The organism is Brevibacterium antiquum, from assembly GCF_016107655.1.
Classification (GTDB): Bacteria; Actinomycetota; Actinomycetes; order Actinomycetales; family Brevibacteriaceae; genus Brevibacterium; species Brevibacterium antiquum.
Window position 1 is genome coordinate 123,933 of record NZ_JABASX010000011.1, and the last position, 16,611, is coordinate 140,543.

Consider the following 16,611-nt stretch of genomic DNA (forward strand, 5'->3'; position numbering starts at 1 on the left):
CGTGTCAGACTCCGGTCATTTCTCCGTTGCTGCCAGACGTCCCAGGCTGCTCTTCACGAGTGCCGAATCCGTCGTCGGCCACATCGTCGGCATCGAGTTCACCAGATAGCCGCCGTACCGAGCCGAGCGCAGGCGCGAGTCGAGGACCGCGACCACTCCCCTGTCCGAGGTCGACCGGATGAGACGGCCCGCACCCTGGGCCAGGCGCAGTGCGGCATGAGTGGCGCTGACGGCCATGAAGCCGTTGACGCCCCGATCGTCGGCGTCTCTCGACCTTGCCTGCATCAGTGGGTCATCGGGCCGGGGGAACGGAAGCCTGTCGATGATGACGAGGCGATTGGTCCGGCCCGGTACGTCCACTCCCTGCCACAATGACATGGTGCCGAACAGGCAGGCCTGGTCGTCTGCAGTGAACTGAGAGACGAGAGACGGCAGTCCGTCATCGCCCTGGAGAAGGATCGGAAGGTCCAATTTCGTCCTCAGGTGTTCGGCTGCGGCATTCGCAGCCGCTCGCGAGGAGAACAGTCCCAGCGCACCGCCCTTCGAAGCGGTGACCAGTGCCTCAAGCTCATCCAGTGCCTGTTCGCTCAGGCCGCTGCGACCCGGGCGCGGCAGGTGCGCTGCGACGTAGAGGATGCTCTGCTTGCCGTAGTCGAACGGTGATCCGACGTCGAGGCTGTCCCATTTGGGTGCGTCGGGACCGAACAGCCCCAGCGACGCTGCGACCGCGTCGAAGTTGCCACCCAGTGACAGAGTCGCCGAGGTGGCCACCACCGTTGACTCTTCGAAGATCCCTGACCGCATGGTGCCGGCAACACTCAACGGCGCGACTACGAGGTTTGTGGTCTCGCGCTCGCGGAAGGTGCTTCGAGACAGCCACACGACGTCGTTCTTGCCCGGGGAGCAGAAGCGCTCGGCGAGTTCGAAGATCTCCTGGCAGCGGGCCTTGGCCATCTGGCGGCCGGCGTCGGAGTCTTCTGTCTTGCCGCCGATGTCGTTGATGATCTGGCGAGTGGAGTCACGAATCTGCGCCAGCGCAAGGGACAGTGCCTCGCTCATGTTCATGATCAGACCTTCGCCGACACCGCTTTGAGCTCGTTCGAGTGCCGCAGCCGCTGAATCGAGCAGCGCGACGACGCCGTCCTGAACGATCGTGTGCTTGCGCACGGAGCTTGTGGCGGCCGCGAGCATGCTGGTGTTGATCTGACCGGACAGGGCGTTCGTGACCCTGTCCTTGAGCTCGTGAGCCTCGTCGATGATGATGACGTCGTGCTCGGGCAGCACGGTGTTCTCGCCGAAGGCGTCGATGGCCAGCAGCGCATGGTTGGTCACGACGATGTCGGCCTCGGCCGCGTTGTTGCGGGCCAGCTCTGCGAAGCATTCGGTGTACAGCGGGCAGTTCGACCCGAGGCAGTCGAAGGCGTTGACAGAGACCTCTGACCACGCCCTGTCGCTGACTCCCGGGAGCAGATCATCGCGATCTCCGGTGTCCGTGGTCTTCTCCCACGTCCGAATCCGCTGGATCTCCTCGCCCAGGCCGGACCTGTCTGTCGGCTTCCGTCCGGCCTCCGCATCGGCACCGAGGTCGAAGAGCATTCCCTCGCCCTCATCGGGATAGCCGCCGGAGAGTTTGTGTTTGCAGACATAGTTGCGTCGGCCTTTGAGCAGGGCGGCCCTCGGCAGCGGGTCGAGGGTCTTCTTGACTGCCTTGAACAGTCGTGGCAGATCCCTGTGGATGATCTGTGTCTGCAGGGCCAGGGTGGCCGTCGACACGATGACGCGCTTACCCGTCCGACTGGAGTACTCGGCCGCGGGGACCAGGTACGCCAAAGATTTGCCTGTGCCCGTTCCGGCCTGGACCAAGAGGTGGATGCCCTTGTCCACCGATGAGGCGACCGCCTCGGCCATCTCTGTCTGACCTTTCCTGGTCGAGCCGCCGATGGCCCCTACGGCGGACTCGAGCAGATCTTCGACGGTGCTCACTCGCCGATGACCAGGTCCGGACGTCGGAAGTCGGCGAGTTCCGCGGCCAGGTCTGCCGGAACCTTCGCCTGCATGGCGGTTCCCTCGGCACCGTGCTCTTCGTGCTCGACCGTGCCCAGGGCATAGATCTTCGACACGAGGTCGCCTCGTTCATAGGGAAGGAGCACTGTGACGTCGATGTTCGGCGAGGGCAGCATCGCCTCGATCGTTTCGACGAGCTCGGCGACTCCTTCCGTGGTCACGGCGGAGACGAATTGCGCTTCCGGGTACTCGGCGTGGAGTCCTGTCACCACTGCTTCATCGGCGATGTCGGCCTTGTTGAAGACGAGGAGTTCGGGGATGTCTCCCGTGTCGACGTCGTTGAGCACTTCCCGGACGGCGTGGATCTGTCCGTGCGGATCGGGGTGCGAGGCATCAACGATGTGCAGAAGCAGATCCGAGTCCGAGGCCTCCTCCAATGTCGACCGGAACGCTTCGACCAATTGGTGCGGAAGGTTCCGGACGAAACCGACGGTGTCTGTGTAGGTGAAGGTGATGCCCTCAGCGGTGCGGGATTGTCTGACGGTCGGATCCAGGGTCGCGAAGAGCGCGTTCTGGACCATCACCTCGGCGTCGGTGAGCTGGTTGAGCAGCGAGGACTTGCCGGCGTTGGTGTAGCCGACGATTGCCACCGAGGGGATGTGATTGCGGGCGCGGTTCTTCCGCTTCGTGTCCCTCGACGGTGCCATCGCGGTGATCTGCCGGCGCAGCTTCGACATTCTGGCCCTGATCCGACGACGGTCGAGTTCGATCTTCGTCTCACCGGGACCGCGCGAACCGATTCCGGCACCGCCGGCAACTCGGCCACCCGCCTGTCGGGACAGTGACTCGCCCCAACCGCGCAGACGCGGCAGGAGGTATTCGAGCTGAGCCAGTTCGACCTGGGCCTTGCCCTCTCGGGACTTCGCGTGCTGAGCGAAGATGTCGAGGATGAGAGCAACACGATCGACGACCTTGACCTTGATGACGTCTTCGAGTCCGCGTCGTTGACTGGGCGCGAGCTCGGAGTCGATGATCACGGTGTCAGCACCCACGGAGGCAACGATCTCGGCCAGCTCGGCCGCCTTGCCCTTGCCGAGGTAGGTGCCGGGGTCCGGTGTCTCACGTCGCTGGATGATCGCGTCGAGGACCTCTGATCCTGCGGTCTCTGCGAGGGCGGCGAGCTCCCGAATCGAGTTCTCGGCATCGGCCTGTGTCGTGTTCCAGAGTCCTGCGAGGACGACCTTCTCCAGGCGGACCTGGCGGTATTCGACCTCTGTGATGTCTTCGAGTTCGGTGGACAGGCCGGCGACTCGTTTGAGGGCCGCCCTCTCAGCCAGATCGTACTGCGAGGCATCGTCGACGTGTGATTCGTTGGTGTCCAGAGCCTGGGCACCTCGTGCGAGAACGCGGTCGAGCATCGCGTCCCGACGTTCTTTGTCAGTGGACGTCATTCATTCCTTTGTTCGTTTCCACTCTCGCCGGCAATGATGTCGTGCGGAGAGTTTCCTCTCAGATCAGAGAGGTGTCCATCAATTCTCCCACAGCCGTCTAGACTGTAACGGTGTCAGAGCACTATTTCACCGAATCGCCCAGCAGCGAGGCCAAAACACGCGAGCTCACACTTGACCTCGCAGGCCGTGAAGTCACGGTCGAGACCGTTTCGGGGACCTTCTCCCCCACCCGTTTGGACCTGGGAACCGCGGTTCTGCTGCGACATCTGCCGGTGCCAGAACCGGGCGACATCCTTGATCTGGGGTGCGGCTGGGGCCCCATTTCCTTGGACGCAGCGCTGAGTGCCAAGGACGCCGAGGTGGACGTCCGGGTGTGGGCACTTGACGTCAACTCCCGATCCCTTGATGCAACTGCCAAGAACGCGAAGCGTCTCGGGCTGACATCGATCCGTCCCGTCACCGCCGAAGAGATCCCACCCGACCTGCAGTTCAGTGCGATCCGTTCGAATCCGCCGATCAGGGTTGGCAAGGAGGCACTGCATGAGCTGCTGACCACCTGGCTGCCGCGGCTGGCTCCCGGTGGGCGTGCCGATCTCGTCGTGTCCAAGAATCTTGGTGCGGACTCGCTCCAGAAGTGGCTCATCGAGACTCTGGGAAGTGGATTCAGCGTCGTTCGCACGGGATCTTCGAAGGGTTACCGGGTCCTCACCATCGACCGCGACTGATGGCCCCATCCGTGTGACCGGCTGGAGTTCATCGACGGCTGGAGTTGCTCAACGGCAGGCGTTGCTCAACGGCAGGCGTTGCTCAGCGGCTGGCGTTGCTCAGCGGCTGGCGTGTGTCAGCTGATTGTGCCGCTGGCGACCAGGACTGCCGGTCCGGAGAGGGTGACGCTGCCGCGTGTACCATCCTCGTTCGGGGTGATGCCGATGCGCAGCTGGCCTCCGGGAACATCTACCCGCCATTGCAGAGGCGATGCTGGACCTGCCCAGTGGTGTGCGGCGATGGCGGCAGCACAGGCTCCCGTACCGCAGGATCGGGTCTCGCCGACTCCGCGTTCGAACACCCTCATGCGCAGGGCGCCCTCTCCCCCGGCCACATCGCTGCGCGCGGGTTCCATCACGATGTATTCGATGTTCGACCCCTGTGGCGGTACCGGGTCGAGGACCGGTGCGTCCCGCAGCTCAGCGCTTTCGAGCTCAGCCGACTCCGCCAGTGCGACCACGGTGTGAGGGTTGCCGGTCTCGACTCGCATGCCGGGGCGGGGCACTTCGATGCCGGAGGTCGAAACCAGAACGTCATCGCTGTCGTCGAGAGACCACTGGCCCATGTCGATCATGTACCAGGCGTCGGCTGCGGAACCCGGCGGCGTCTGCCCTGCCGGCGCTGTCGCGGTTGAGTCTCCGGTCTGCGTGCCCAGTGCCGGGTTGAGGACAGTGCGCACAGTCTTGATGCCATCACGCGTGCCGACGAGGATCTCTCTGGCGTCAGCCGCGACTCGTCCGGTCGTCACGAGCACGTGGGCGAAGACTCGCACTCCGTTGCCGCACATCTCGGAGAGGCTGCCGTCGTGGTTGTAGTAGTCCATGAACCATTCGGCTCCGGCCTCGGCCTGTTCGAGGGCCCCGGGGATTCCGCTGCTTGCGGAACGGACGATGCGGATGACCCCGTCGCTGCCCAGGCCCGACCGACGATCGGCCAGGAGCGCGATCGTCTCCGGATGCATCTCCAGATCGCTGTCATCGTCGGCCAAGAGGACGAAGTCGTTCTGTGTGCCGTGGCCCTTGATGAAGACGGTGTCTGCGATGTCGGCGAATGGTGACTGGGAGGAACTCATGGTCTCATCCTATCGGTGACAGACCTGCACGTGACACAGTCGGCATTCAGCTCTCGTGGACTATCTCCAACCCGTGTCAACTGTCTTCAACCCCCGTGGACTGTCGTCACCTCTCGGGATCTGCCGTGTCTGCTTTGTTCGCTGTCGTGTCTGCAAGGACTTCGAGGGCCTTGCCCGCATTGGCCTCATGGTCACCGGCAGTCGCGTCGATCCAGGCGATGCGCGGGTCTCTGCGAAACCACGTGTCCTGTCGGCGGGCGAACTGCCGAGTTCTGATCGTCGTCTGCTCTTGGGTGGCGTCTTTGTCGAGTTCGCCGGCCAGATACTGCTGGATCTGTGCGTATCCGATGGCACGGGACGCGGTCCTGCCTTCGGTCAGACCGCAATCGAGGAGATTGCGCACCTCGTCGACCCATCCCTGCTCCCACATGGTGCCCACCCGGGTCGCAATTCTTTCGTGCAGCGTTCTGCGCTCGACGCTCAGACCCAGGTGGAGGGTCGGTTCGATTTCCTGGTAGTCGGGCAGCTGAGCGCTGAAGGGCCGTCCGGTCAGCTCGATTACTTCGAGGGCACGCACGATGCGTCGTGAGTCGTTGGGGGTGATCTTCGCAGCCGCGGCTGGGTCGAGCTCCTGCAGATGCCGGTGCCTGCCCCAGCGATCGGCGTCGACCTCGGATTCGATCCGCGCCCGCACCTCGGCGTCGGTGCCGGGAAACTCCATCAGATCGGTCGCTGCTCGCGCGTACAATCCTGACCCACCCACAAGGATGGGACGTTTCTCCCTGGCTCGGATGTCAGCGATGGCCTCACGCGCCTGTCGTTGAAACGTCTGCACATTCGCTTCTTCACGAACGTCGAGGATGTCGATGAGATGGTGGGCAATCCCCCGACGCTGCCCGACTGGGAGTTTGGCGGTGCCGATGTCCATACCCCGATAGAACTGCATGGAATCCGTGTTGACGATCTCCCCGTCGAGGTGTTCGGCCAGGTTGAGCGCGAGATCTGATTTGCCGGTGGCTGTGGCTCCGGCAATCGTGATGGTCGGCTGGTCGACTGGGCTCAACGTCGGCTCATTTCAGTACGTCCCGGTCCCGCACAGCGAACGGACCTCGTGGACGCGTTCGTCGAAGACGGTGGTGAACGAATAGTCGCGACCTCCATGAGCCCGCATGTGCACAGCGGCGGCTTCGAGGAGGTCGAGATCCGCGTGCACGTCGGCTGCCGCAGCGATCGCGGCAGAGACCGCCCCGATATTACCGGCTTGGAGTGAGCGAACGATCCTGTCATCGGCCTCCGCCGCCTGGGGTACAGGGGCCAACGGGGCGTTGTCCGAGGCTGCGACGGACAGGTCGATGGGAACCAGCAGATCGTCACTGCTGCCCAGCGGGCCGATTCGCACTCCGGAAGCGTGGGCGTGAAGGAGTGCCACGGCGATGGCAGGATGTGCGAATTCGCAGTCTGCACGGCTGGCAGGGCTGAGTTCGGACACGGCCTGAACCCAGTCCTCGCCGTCGAGCAGCTCATTCGTGCGGGTGTCGATGCCACAATCGATCCCCAGTCCCCCGAGGCCGGCCAACGGTGGCAGGCTGCTTACCGGCAGTGCCCACGACGCCTTGGTCAGCAGAGCGGACTCGATCGACGTTCGCAGCGCTACAGCTGTGGCGGTCTCCGCCAAGTCCACACCGGCCAGGAGGATCGGGGCCGCCGGGATGATCGCAAAGGAGGGCATCTCAGCTGCGAATGCGGAGGGTCGGCATGCCCAGGTTGGTGGATCCGCCGCTCGTCTGGCCCGGCGCCGGGACTCCGCAGCTGTCCGCCTGGGCGCGGTCATAGGCATCGCCTGCTCGGGACGATCGCACACCGAAGCCCGAGTCGGCCAAGAGGAAGAAGGGCTTGGCATCTGTCACGGTAGCGGTGACGAAGTCACCGGGACGTGGCATGGACGCTCCTTGCGGGATTCCGACATGGACGAGTCGATTGTCCGCAGAACGGCCGGTCAGTCGTGGTGAGTCATCATGAGGTCTGGTCGTGACGAGGACTTCGACCTCTCGACCGATCTGTGCCGTGTTCTCCTCCCAGGAGATCTCATCCTGGAGGGCCGTCAGTCGTTCGAAGCGTTCCTGCACGATGTGCTTGGGCACCTGATCGTCCATCGTGGCGGCGGGAGTGCCTGGTCGGATGGAGTACTGGAAGGTGAATGCCTGCGAGAAGCGCGCACGGCGCACGATGTCCATGGTTCCCAGGAAGTCCTCTTCGGTCTCTCCGGGGAATCCGACGATGATGTCGGTGGTGATCGCTGCGTGCGGGATCTTCTCGCGCACGGAATCCAGGATGCGCATGAATCTGCTGGTGCGATAGGACCGGCGCATCGATTTGAGGATCGTGTCGGACCCGGACTGCAGGGGCATGTGGAGCTGCGGCATCACGGTCGGTGTCTCTGCCATGGCATCGATGACATCGTCGGAGAAGGACGCAGGATGTGGGCTGGTGAAACGCACACGTTCGATGCCCTCCACATTGCCCACGGCGCGCAGCAGTTTCGCGAATGCGCCTTTGTCCCTGAATTCTGCGCCGTAGGAGTTCACGTTCTGGCCCAGAAGCGTGACTTCGACGACCCCGTCGGCGACGAGCGCTTCAACCTCGGCCAAGATGTCGCCGGGCCTGCGGTCCTTCTCCTTGCCGCGCAGGCTGGGAACGATGCAGAACGTGCAGGAATTGTTGCATCCGACCGAGATCGACACCCACCCGGAATGCTGGGACTCGCGTCGACTGGGCAGGGTCGAAGGGAAGACATCGAGGCTCTCGAGGATCTCGACCTGGGCTTCCTGGTTGTGTCGGGCTCGTTCGAGCAGCGCCGGCAGTGATCCCATGTTGTGGGTGCCGAAGACGACGTCGACCCAAGGGGCCTTCTTGACGATCGTGTCCCGGTCCTTCTGTGCCATGCAGCCGCCGACTGCGATCTGGAAATCGGGGTTGCGTTCCTTGACGTGAGCGAGCTGACCGAGGTTTCCGTAGAGGCGATTATCCGCGTTCTCCCGCACCGCGCAGGTGTTGAAGACAATGACGTCGGCTTGGTCATCGGTGTCTGCAGGAACATAGCCCGCATCGTCGAGAAGTCCGGAGAGCCGTTCGGAATCGTGGACATTCATCTGACAGCCGTAGGTCTTCACCTCGTAGCTGCGAGGTGATTTCTCGGTGGAGGTGGGTGCATCAATCAGTTCAGTCATGGCGCAACTATTCTAGCTGTTGTCTGTCATCGGAGTTGTTCAGTCTTCGCCGAGGACTTCGCGTGTCACTTTCAGACAGACTGAGGAGGCGAATCCGCGTCGGGCGAGCATGCCCAGGATTCGACGTTCGCGGACTTCGTAGTCGAGTCCGCGTGTCGATGCGGCCTTCTTCTCGGCTACTTGGCGGGCGAGGTCGTCTTCCCCGTCCACGTCGTCGACGGCGCCGGAGACGATCTCTGCGGGCAATCCCTTTTTGCTCAGTTCTCGTTTGAGAGCGGATCGGGAGAGCTTCCGTCGTTCCCGGTGAGCGCGCACGTAGCGGTGAGCGAATTCCTCGTCATCAAGGAGCCGGGACTTCTGCAGTTTGGCAATGAGCTCATCAACGGCCGCCGGCAGGAAGTCACGTTTGAGCAGCTTGTCGCGCAGTTCGCCACTGGCATGGTCGCGCATGGCCAGCATGTTCATGGCCGTCTTCTTCGCCTTCGCGTATGCGGCGTCGAAGTCCTCGGGCTCATCATCATCGTCGAACGACAGCGCGTCAGCGAATGAAGGAGCGTCCGCGGGAGACGTGAGACTCGGGGACAGCGAAGGGTCCGGGCCGGAGGTGGCTTCAGCGAAGTACTCCGACTCCCCCTCGGCATGCCGCTGGTCGATCTCGGTGATGGCCTCGCGCAGCTTGTCCAGCTTCGCGGTCGGCGCATCTGATCTCGCCGAGCCTCCCCTGGGGGGTCTCGACTCGGCGAGATCGCTGCCGCGATCGATTGGGTCAGGAGACTTCGACGTCATCCGATTTCGAGCTTTCTGCTGTGCTGTCTTCACCCTGGTCGGTCTCTGCCCCGGCCTCGGCCTCGGGCTCGTCGACCTTGATCAGACCCATCTTGTGCTTGATCTTGAGTTCGATCTCCTCAGCCAGACCTGGGTTGTCGCGCAGGAAGTTCCGAACGTTCTCCTTACCCTGACCGAGCTGATCGCCGTCATAGGTGAACCAGGATCCGGACTTTCGGACGATGCCGTTCTCGACACCCATATCGATGAGGCTGCCCTCGCGGGAGATGCCCTGGCCGTAGATGATGTCGAACTCCGCCTGCTTGAACGGCGGAGCGATCTTGTTCTTGACGATCTTGGCACGGGTTCTGTTGCCGACCGCATCCTGGCCTTCCTTCAAGGTCTCGATGCGTCGTACGTCGATGCGTACGGAGGCGTAGAACTTCAGAGCTTTACCACCGGAAGTGGTCTCTGGTGAGCCGAAGAAGACACCGACCTTCTCACGCAGCTGGTTGATGAAGATCGCGGTGGTCTTCGACTGGGACAGTGCACCTGCGATCTTGCGCAGGGCCTGTGACATCAACCGTGCCTGGAGACCCACGTGGCTGTCGCCCATCTCGCCTTCGATCTCGGCCTTCGGCACGAGGGCCGCGACGGAGTCGATGACGATGACGTCGAGGGCTCCGGAGCGGATGAGCATGTCCGCGATTTCGAGTGCCTGCTCACCGGTGTCCGGCTGAGACACGAGCAGCTGGTCGGTGTCGACGCCGAGCTTCTTCGCGTATTCCGGGTCGAGTGCGTGCTCAGCATCGATGAAGGCCGCGATTCCGCCGGTCTTCTGAGCATTGGCGACAGCGTGCAGAGCCACTGTGGTCTTACCCGAGGATTCCGGGCCGTAGATCTCGACGACACGGCCACGGGGCAGGCCTCCGATGCCCAGAGCGATGTCGAGTGCGATGGAACCGGTGGGGATGCAGGCGATCGGTTCGCGAACGCCTTCGCCCAGACGCATGATTGCGCCCTTGCCGTAGTTGCGGTCGATCTGTCCCAGCGCGGCGTCCAGTGCCTTCGACTTATCTCCGCCGGTCGGGATCTGCAGGTTCTTCGGTGTACGAGCCATGGTCTCTCCTAAAAGTTTCGTTTTCCGTTGAGACCAAGGCTAGAAGGTGGCACTGACATAACAACAGAGGAACGAATTCCCCCGTGGATAATCAGCCACTCATGGTCACAGGTCCCGTGATTCATTACCAGCATAACCGACATGGGAACAAGTGTTCTATATGTCGGCGCGTGTCGCATTATTTCGCACCTGGCGTCGCTCCGCTCTCTGCCCTGTCACCCGGCCCAGTCACCCGCGAGATCGCACTGCGAAGAGGCAGGATTCGAATGTTGAGGAACAGTCCTGGGAACGACAGCCCACGGAGGGACAACCTCAGAAAGGACGTGAACGCGGTTTCTCTTTGCCCAGGCGGTGTGATTCGGGCACGCCCGAGGCATCACAGACAGCGATCCAGATGTCGCGGGGTTCGATACCTGCTCGGAATGCCTCTTCGGCGGTCCGGGAACCCAGGCTGCTCAGTGCGAGGTCCGTGTGCAGCGATGCAGCACGAGCCTCTCCGAACTCCTCGTTCATGAGGACCCAGTAGAGAGTGTGACGCATTAGGGCTTGGCTGCCAGTCGCGGCACCGGGTATCCACCTGGGCGACCGAGGATCTTGTCGGAGAGTTCCTGTGGAATGGTGTCGGGAATTTCGACACCCTCTTCGAGCGCGAAACGATCGGAGACCGATGACAGCAGAGCCGACAACGGCAGATCGAGTGCTTCACAGATCGCGGAGAGAAGCTCCGAGGAGGCTTCCTTCTGTCCGCGTTCGATCTCACTGAGGTAGCCCAGCGATACGCTGGCTCCCGTGGAGACATCGCGCAGGGTCCGCCCCTGGCGCCGGCGTACGGAGCGCAGTGCGTCACCGATTTCAACTCTCAGTAGCATTGCGCGTCCCTCCCTTTGTCTCTGTGAACAGTCGTGATGGCGTAGTCAACTTTACAGCCCGGTCGATGCCGAGCGCCAACCTGGGTGCGTGACCTGATGGTTTTGCCAGTCCATTCGAAGGTACCGGTGCATATTCGTCCAATTGCCATTACCTGGTCAACTTCGCGGAGGCTGAACTTATTCCACAGCGGTACCGTCATGGTTCTTCGGGGCCGTTCGAGTCAGGACCGAACGCCAGCCGGGTGACGAAGTCGTCGAGGTCTGCCACCATGGCCGCGACCGTCTGTGCGCGCACAGCGTCTCGATCTCCGGCGAAATGATGCTCGCTGACCTGTGCCTTTCCGGCGAAGGCGATGGCCGTGTAGACGAGACCGACCGGTTTGTCGTCCTGCGGTTCGGGTCCGGCGACTCCGGTGCAGGCCACCCCGATGTCGGAGACACATTCCCTGGCCGCACCGGCAGCCATCTGAGCCGCGACGACTTCGTCGACGGGTCCTGTCTCTTCGAGCTGGTCGGCCTCGACTCCGGCAAGCCGCGACTTGAGGTCGGTGGCATAGGTGATGAGTCCGCCGCGCACCACGGCGGAGGCTCCGGGAACATCGACGAGCGTGGCGACGAAGCGACCACCGGTCAGTGATTCCGCTCCAGCGACCGAGAGTCCCACCTGTGCACAGGTGGTGATGAGGTGCTGACTTCGGGAGAAGAGTTCGGTCTCGTTCACAGGCTCACTTCGGATTCGAGTCAGAGGCTCCGGTCTCGGCAGTCCCGCTTCCCCCGCGCGATTCCTTGGCAAGTTTCGCGGCCTGGAGGCAGTAGTCGATTCCCGTCACGACTGTGACGACGATGGCGGCGACCATGATCAGCCAAGCCACGATCAGCAGTGCGAATGTCACGCCTTCCGGGACGATCTGCGCCACGGGGCGAAGGAGGAGGAACAGCCCGATGGCGACGGTCTGCAGCACGGTCTTGATCTTGCCGCCTCTGGATGCGGGCATGACGGCGATGCGGATCATGAAGAACCGCAGCACGGTGATGCCGAGCTCCCGGACGAGGATGATGATGGGAACCCACCAAGGGATCTCAGCAATCGCGGCCAGGCCGATGAGCGCCGCAGCCATCAGAGATTTGTCGGCGATCGGATCAGCGATCTTGCCGAAGTTCGTGATGAGGTTGTACTTGCGTGCGAGATCTCCGTCGATCTTGTCCGTGGCCATCGCCAGCAGGAAGACGACCAGCGCCCACCACCGCATGGTCATGTCCTGGCCCCCGTCGGCCAGGAGGAGGACGAGGAAGACTGGGACCAGCAGGATCCGCAATACGGTCAGGGCGTTGGGAACATTCCACGGGCTGGGCTCGGCCGGTGCGTGTCCGGGGGCACCGTGCTCTGATCGATCATTCACGTAGCAAGCCTATCGGAGTGACATGTGAATGGCGTGGAGCCGGCCACTCATTTCAGTAGCCGGCTCCACGCCGTATTCAGATTCTCAGTTCTGCTGTGTCGCTGGAGTCAGCGGCCCGTGAGCGACCAAGCGTCCTCACCGCTGGTCTCGACGACTTCCAGCCCTGTCTCGGGGTCGACGTCGCCGACATGCAGGTCGTCGGCATGCCCGACTCCCGTCGCGTAACGATCGTTGGCACCAGAACCTGATGACCTCGCCGAGGTGCCTGCCCCCGTGCCTCCGAAGTCCTCGAACTCCTCGTCGTAGTCTGCCGCCGCCGACTGCCCGCCTGCACCAGGCGCTCGGCTCGCGCCGTAGCCGGAGCCGTCATCATCCGAGCCGCCGCCGGCTGATGCCGAGTTCGGTTCCTCATCCGGAGGGGTCTCACCCTTGATGATCGCCAGTGTGCCCGGCAGGTCCTCGGGCCGGACCAGCACGTCGCGGGCCTTCGACCCCTCGGAGGGTCCGACGATGCCTCGTGATTCCATGAGGTCCATGAGACGTCCGGCCTTCGCGAAGCCGACACGCAGCTTGCGCTGCAGCATCGAGGTCGAGCCGAACTGCGTGGTGACCACCTGTTCGGCCGCCTGGAGCAGGAGTTCGAGATCGTCGCCGATCTCCTCGTCGATCTGCTTGGTCGGCTTCTCGACGGCGACGTCTTCACGGTAGTTCGGCTTGAGTTCGCCCTTGACGTGTTCGACGACCTTCTCGATCTCGGACTCGTTGACCCAGGCACCCTGGACACGCATCGGCTTGGCAGCACCCATGGGCAGGAACAGTGCGTCACCCTGTCCGATGAGCTTCTCCGCTCCCGGCTGGTCGAGCACGACTCGGGAGTCAGCCAGGGATGAAGTGGCGAACGCCAGACGTGAGGGCACGTTGGCCTTGATGAGGCCGGTGACGACGTCGACGCTGGGTCGTTGTGTGGCCAAGACCAGGTGGATACCGGCCGCACGGGCCAGCTGGGTGATGCGCTGGATCGAGGCTTCAACATCGCGTGGGGCGACCATCATCAGGTCGGCGAGCTCGTCGACGACGACCAGCAGGTAGGGGTAGGGCTGGAGCACCCGTTCCGATCCTGCAGGAACCTGGACGCGGCCCTCCCGGACGGCCTTGTTGAACTCGTTGATGTGTTTGAATCCGAAGTTCGCGAGGTCGTCGTAGCGAGCGTCCATTTCGCGCACAACCCATTCGAGCGCCTCGGCGGCCTTCTTGGGGTTCGTGATGATCGGGGTGATGAGGTGCGGGATGCCTTCGTAGATCGTGAGCTCCACGCGCTTGGGGTCGACGAGGATCATGCGCACCTCGTCGGGGGTCGCGCGCATCATGATCGAGGTGATCATGGAGTTCACGAAGCTCGACTTACCGGCACCGGTCGCACCGGCAACCAGCAGGTGGGGCATCTTCGCCAGGTCGGCGACGACGAATCCGCCTTCGACGTCCTTGCCCACGCCGATGACCAGGGAGTTCTCGGTCTTGCGGGCGGCCTTCGACCGCAGCACATCTCCGAGGGAGACGTTCTCACGGTCCGAGTTCGGAATTTCGATGCCGATCGCCTTCTTGCCGGGAATCGGCGAGAGGATGCGGACATCGGCACTTGCCACCGCGTAGGCGATGTTCTTCGACAGCGCTGTGACCTTCTCGACCTTGGTACCCGATCCCAGCTCCACCTCGTACCGGGTGACCGTGGGGCCACGTGAGAAGCCGGTGACCTGTGCGTCGATCTTGAACTGCTCGAGCACGTCGCGCAGTGCCTCGACGACACGGTCGTTGGCTTCGGAGCGCTCCTTCGCGGGCGGGCCGGGCGTGAGGTTGTCCGAGCTCGGAAGCGTGTAGGTGACGTCCCCGGCCAGAGTGAGCTGCTCGACCCGTTCGGGCAGCTGTTCAGTGGGTGGGGCCACCGGAGCGTTCGTGACAGGCACCGGCGCCGAGGCGGCTCCCGAGTCGGACTTGTTCGCCGCCGTGGTCGAGTCCTCGTCCATCCCGATGGTCTTCTTCAGCGCGGCGGTCTCCCGCTCGGCCTTCGTCGGGCGACGCTCACCCGGCTTGAACTTCGGCCGTTCGATGACGGTGGTGTCGGCTTCTTCATCGCTGACGTCGTTTTCATGGATGTAGGCCTTGTCGTAGGCCTTGGTCGTCGTGTCATCGTCGGCACTGCCGACACCGGTCTCAGACTTCTTGGACCGGCGCTTGGTACCCCTGACGGGTTTGAGCGTGGAGGTCCTCGCATTGTCGGCGACAAGGTCGGTCGACTCCTGCCCGTTCTGCCTCTCTGAACTGGGGCGCGCTCCCCCGGTCAGACGCAGGTAGAGATCCATCAGACGCTTGGGGATCGAACGCACGGGTGTTGCGGTGATAACCAGCAGGGAGAAGAGACCGAGCAGAATGAGCAGCGGGACAGCCACATAGTTGGTGGTGGCGACGACCAGAGGCGAGGAGATGACGAAGCCCAGCGCCCCTCCCCCGTTGGCCATGGCCTCACGAGAGTTCGCGAAGGTGGGGTTGCCTGCGGAGATGTGGGCCAGCGCGGATGCGGAGAGCAGCAGGAGGATGATACCGATGAGAATCCGGTTATTGCCCCGGTTATCGTCTCCGCGCAGGAACAGTCGAATCGCGTAGCAGGTGAAGATCACCGGCAGCGCGAGTGCCACTCTGCCGAAGGTGCCTTCGACGACGTTGCGGACGACGTCACTGATGGCGCCGGGGATGTTCCACCATTCGAAGGCAGCGATGATGATCGAGAGACCGATGAGGAAGAAGGCAGTGCCGTCTCTCTTGGTCGGTGACTGATCGCTCGGCTCGTCACTGAGGATCTTTCGCGCACGGTTTCCGGCCATGTGGGCCACTCCCCTCCACGCACCGGTGACAACGTTTGTCCCGGGGTCTTCCTTGTTCCCCGCTTGCCCGGTCCGACCAGCAGTTTTGCGCGCTGTGCCTTTTCCTTTACCAGAAGCGGGGGAAGTCGTTCTGGTCGCCATGCTTCTCATCTTAGGGCGATTATGCGCTCCTGCCCAGTAAATCCGCAGGGTTCGGCGCGCCGTCAGCCTGTTTGTGCAGCCGCGCTAGATGGTCGTTCTGGGCTGATCCGCCCGAGGATTTTCAGCCCGGAATGACCACCTAACGCACCTGGTTCAGACTTTCCGCATCCCGCATCCAACGCCGAGGTGGCTCCGAGCTCCGCGACCATCGCCGCATAGGCCTCGAGGTCGTCCCGCTCTGGCCCCTCGGAAACGTCGCAGATCGCCGCGCAGCGCGCGTCTTGATGGCTATCGCTCGTGGCTACTCGGGTGCGTGGCTGCTCGGGTGCATGGCAATGAACAGTCCCCACTGTTTGGCGTCCGGCTTCTTGCGGCGGGAGCGGAACTCTTCGAAGAGAGCATCGATGCGGCCGCGGAACTCCTCAACCTCATCGGCAGTGAGCATCGCCGCCATCCGCCCCATCGTCCGCTCCTCGTAGGGAGCCGCAGTGAATTCGGCGGTGAAGGCCTCGATCATCGGATTCGTTACGTCGCCGACATCGATGTACCAGCTCTTGCCTGTCGCTAGGTAGGGGATCTCCCGCGCACCTCGGCGACCCCGCCTCGACTCCTGCGCTTCGAGGAAACCCGTGTCGGCGAGCATCCGCACATGGTGAAGCGATGTCGCGGGGTTGAGGTCGGTCGCCTCGGCGATCTCGCGATTGCTCAGCGCCTCGTCGAGGCACAGCCGCAGGATGCGAATGCGCAGACTTGAGGCCAAGGCCTTCGCCTCAACATCGGTGGCATCACGGCGTTCGACGGCTCGCGCGACGGCCCGCGCTGTATTTTCGGCGCGCTCAGCATTCATACCTCAACGCTAACGAGCGATCGGGAGAAGTCAATTGGTCACCTCGCAGTGATTGACTTAACTCAATCACTCCT

General features: G+C 63.1%; 15 protein-coding genes. 1 reads left to right on the forward strand and 14 read right to left on the reverse strand.

Features of this window, described 5'->3' with window-relative positions:
* Positions 1-15: 15 nt before the first annotated feature.
* Entirely contained in the window at positions 16-1,983 is a 1,968-nt protein-coding gene (locus tag JFC13_RS17130; protein ID WP_198398264.1) for an ATP-dependent DNA helicase, read from the reverse strand.
* On the reverse strand, positions 1,980-3,455 hold the full coding sequence (gene hflX, locus JFC13_RS17135; protein ID WP_198398265.1) for a GTPase HflX: 1,476 nt from the start codon (positions 3,453-3,455) through the stop codon (positions 1,980-1,982). The genes JFC13_RS17130 and hflX overlap by 4 nt, the downstream gene beginning before the upstream one ends.
* Before the next feature lie 110 nt (positions 3,456-3,565).
* Here hflX and JFC13_RS17140 point away from each other — a divergent pair, with 110 nt between their 5' ends.
* Positions 3,566-4,180, forward strand: a complete 615-nt coding sequence (locus JFC13_RS17140; RefSeq protein WP_198398266.1) for a class I SAM-dependent methyltransferase — start codon at positions 3,566-3,568, stop codon at positions 4,178-4,180.
* A 116-nt stretch (positions 4,181-4,296) separates the two neighbouring features.
* Here the strand turns inward: JFC13_RS17140 and dapF are convergent, their stop codons facing one another.
* The 12 genes from dapF to JFC13_RS17200 all read right to left on the reverse strand — a co-directional run bounded on the left by dapF (position 4,297) and on the right by JFC13_RS17200 (position 16,537).
* Positions 4,297-5,292 carry a diaminopimelate epimerase gene (dapF, locus tag JFC13_RS17145; RefSeq protein WP_198398267.1) on the reverse strand — a complete coding sequence of 332 codons (996 nt, stop codon included), beginning with the start codon at positions 5,290-5,292 and terminating at the stop codon, positions 4,297-4,299.
* Positions 5,293-5,398: 106 nt separating this feature from the next.
* Positions 5,399-6,355 (reverse strand): tRNA (adenosine(37)-N6)-dimethylallyltransferase MiaA, encoded by a 957-nt coding sequence (gene miaA / locus JFC13_RS17150; protein ID WP_198398268.1) that lies wholly within the window; start codon positions 6,353-6,355, stop codon positions 5,399-5,401.
* Positions 6,356-6,367: 12 nt separating this feature from the next.
* The gene (locus JFC13_RS17155; protein WP_198398269.1) at positions 6,368-7,021 is read right to left on the reverse strand and encodes a hypothetical protein; all 654 of its coding nucleotides are present in this window, start codon (positions 7,019-7,021) and stop codon (positions 6,368-6,370) included.
* Between the two features lies 1 nt (position 7,022).
* The gene (gene miaB / locus JFC13_RS17160) at positions 7,023-8,519 is read right to left on the reverse strand and encodes a tRNA (N6-isopentenyl adenosine(37)-C2)-methylthiotransferase MiaB (RefSeq protein ID WP_198398270.1); all 1,497 of its coding nucleotides are present in this window, start codon (positions 8,517-8,519) and stop codon (positions 7,023-7,025) included.
* A gap of 39 nt (positions 8,520-8,558) precedes the next feature.
* Positions 8,559-9,305, reverse strand: a complete 747-nt coding sequence (locus JFC13_RS17165; RefSeq protein ID WP_198398271.1) for a regulatory protein RecX — start codon at positions 9,303-9,305, stop codon at positions 8,559-8,561.
* The gene (gene recA / locus JFC13_RS17170; protein ID WP_198398272.1) at positions 9,286-10,404 is read right to left on the reverse strand and encodes a recombinase RecA; all 1,119 of its coding nucleotides are present in this window, start codon (positions 10,402-10,404) and stop codon (positions 9,286-9,288) included. The genes JFC13_RS17165 and recA overlap by 20 nt, the downstream gene beginning before the upstream one ends.
* A gap of 312 nt (positions 10,405-10,716) precedes the next feature.
* Positions 10,717-10,944: a DUF3046 domain-containing protein gene (locus JFC13_RS17175; protein ID WP_101619758.1), complete on the reverse strand. Its 228-nt coding sequence runs from the start codon at positions 10,942-10,944 to the stop codon at positions 10,717-10,719.
* Complete coding sequence (locus JFC13_RS17180; protein WP_143922548.1) at positions 10,944-11,273, reverse strand: helix-turn-helix domain-containing protein; 330 nt, start codon at positions 11,271-11,273, stop codon at positions 10,944-10,946. Before JFC13_RS17180 ends, JFC13_RS17175 begins: the two co-directional genes overlap by 1 nt.
* Positions 11,274-11,469: 196 nt before the next feature.
* Entirely contained in the window at positions 11,470-11,994 is a 525-nt protein-coding gene (locus JFC13_RS17185; RefSeq protein ID WP_332839454.1) for a CinA family protein, read from the reverse strand.
* A gap of 4 nt (positions 11,995-11,998) precedes the next feature.
* Positions 11,999-12,673, reverse strand: a complete 675-nt coding sequence (gene pgsA, locus JFC13_RS17190; RefSeq protein ID WP_198398273.1) for a CDP-diacylglycerol--glycerol-3-phosphate 3-phosphatidyltransferase — start codon at positions 12,671-12,673, stop codon at positions 11,999-12,001.
* 107 nt (positions 12,674-12,780) lie between these two features.
* Positions 12,781-15,549 carry a DNA translocase FtsK gene (locus JFC13_RS17195; protein ID WP_198398274.1) on the reverse strand — a complete coding sequence of 923 codons (2,769 nt, stop codon included), beginning with the start codon at positions 15,547-15,549 and terminating at the stop codon, positions 12,781-12,783.
* Between the two features lie 442 nt (positions 15,550-15,991).
* On the reverse strand, positions 15,992-16,537 hold the full coding sequence (locus JFC13_RS17200; protein ID WP_198398275.1) for an ArsR/SmtB family transcription factor: 546 nt from the start codon (positions 16,535-16,537) through the stop codon (positions 15,992-15,994).
* Positions 16,538-16,611: the final 74 nt, after the last annotated feature.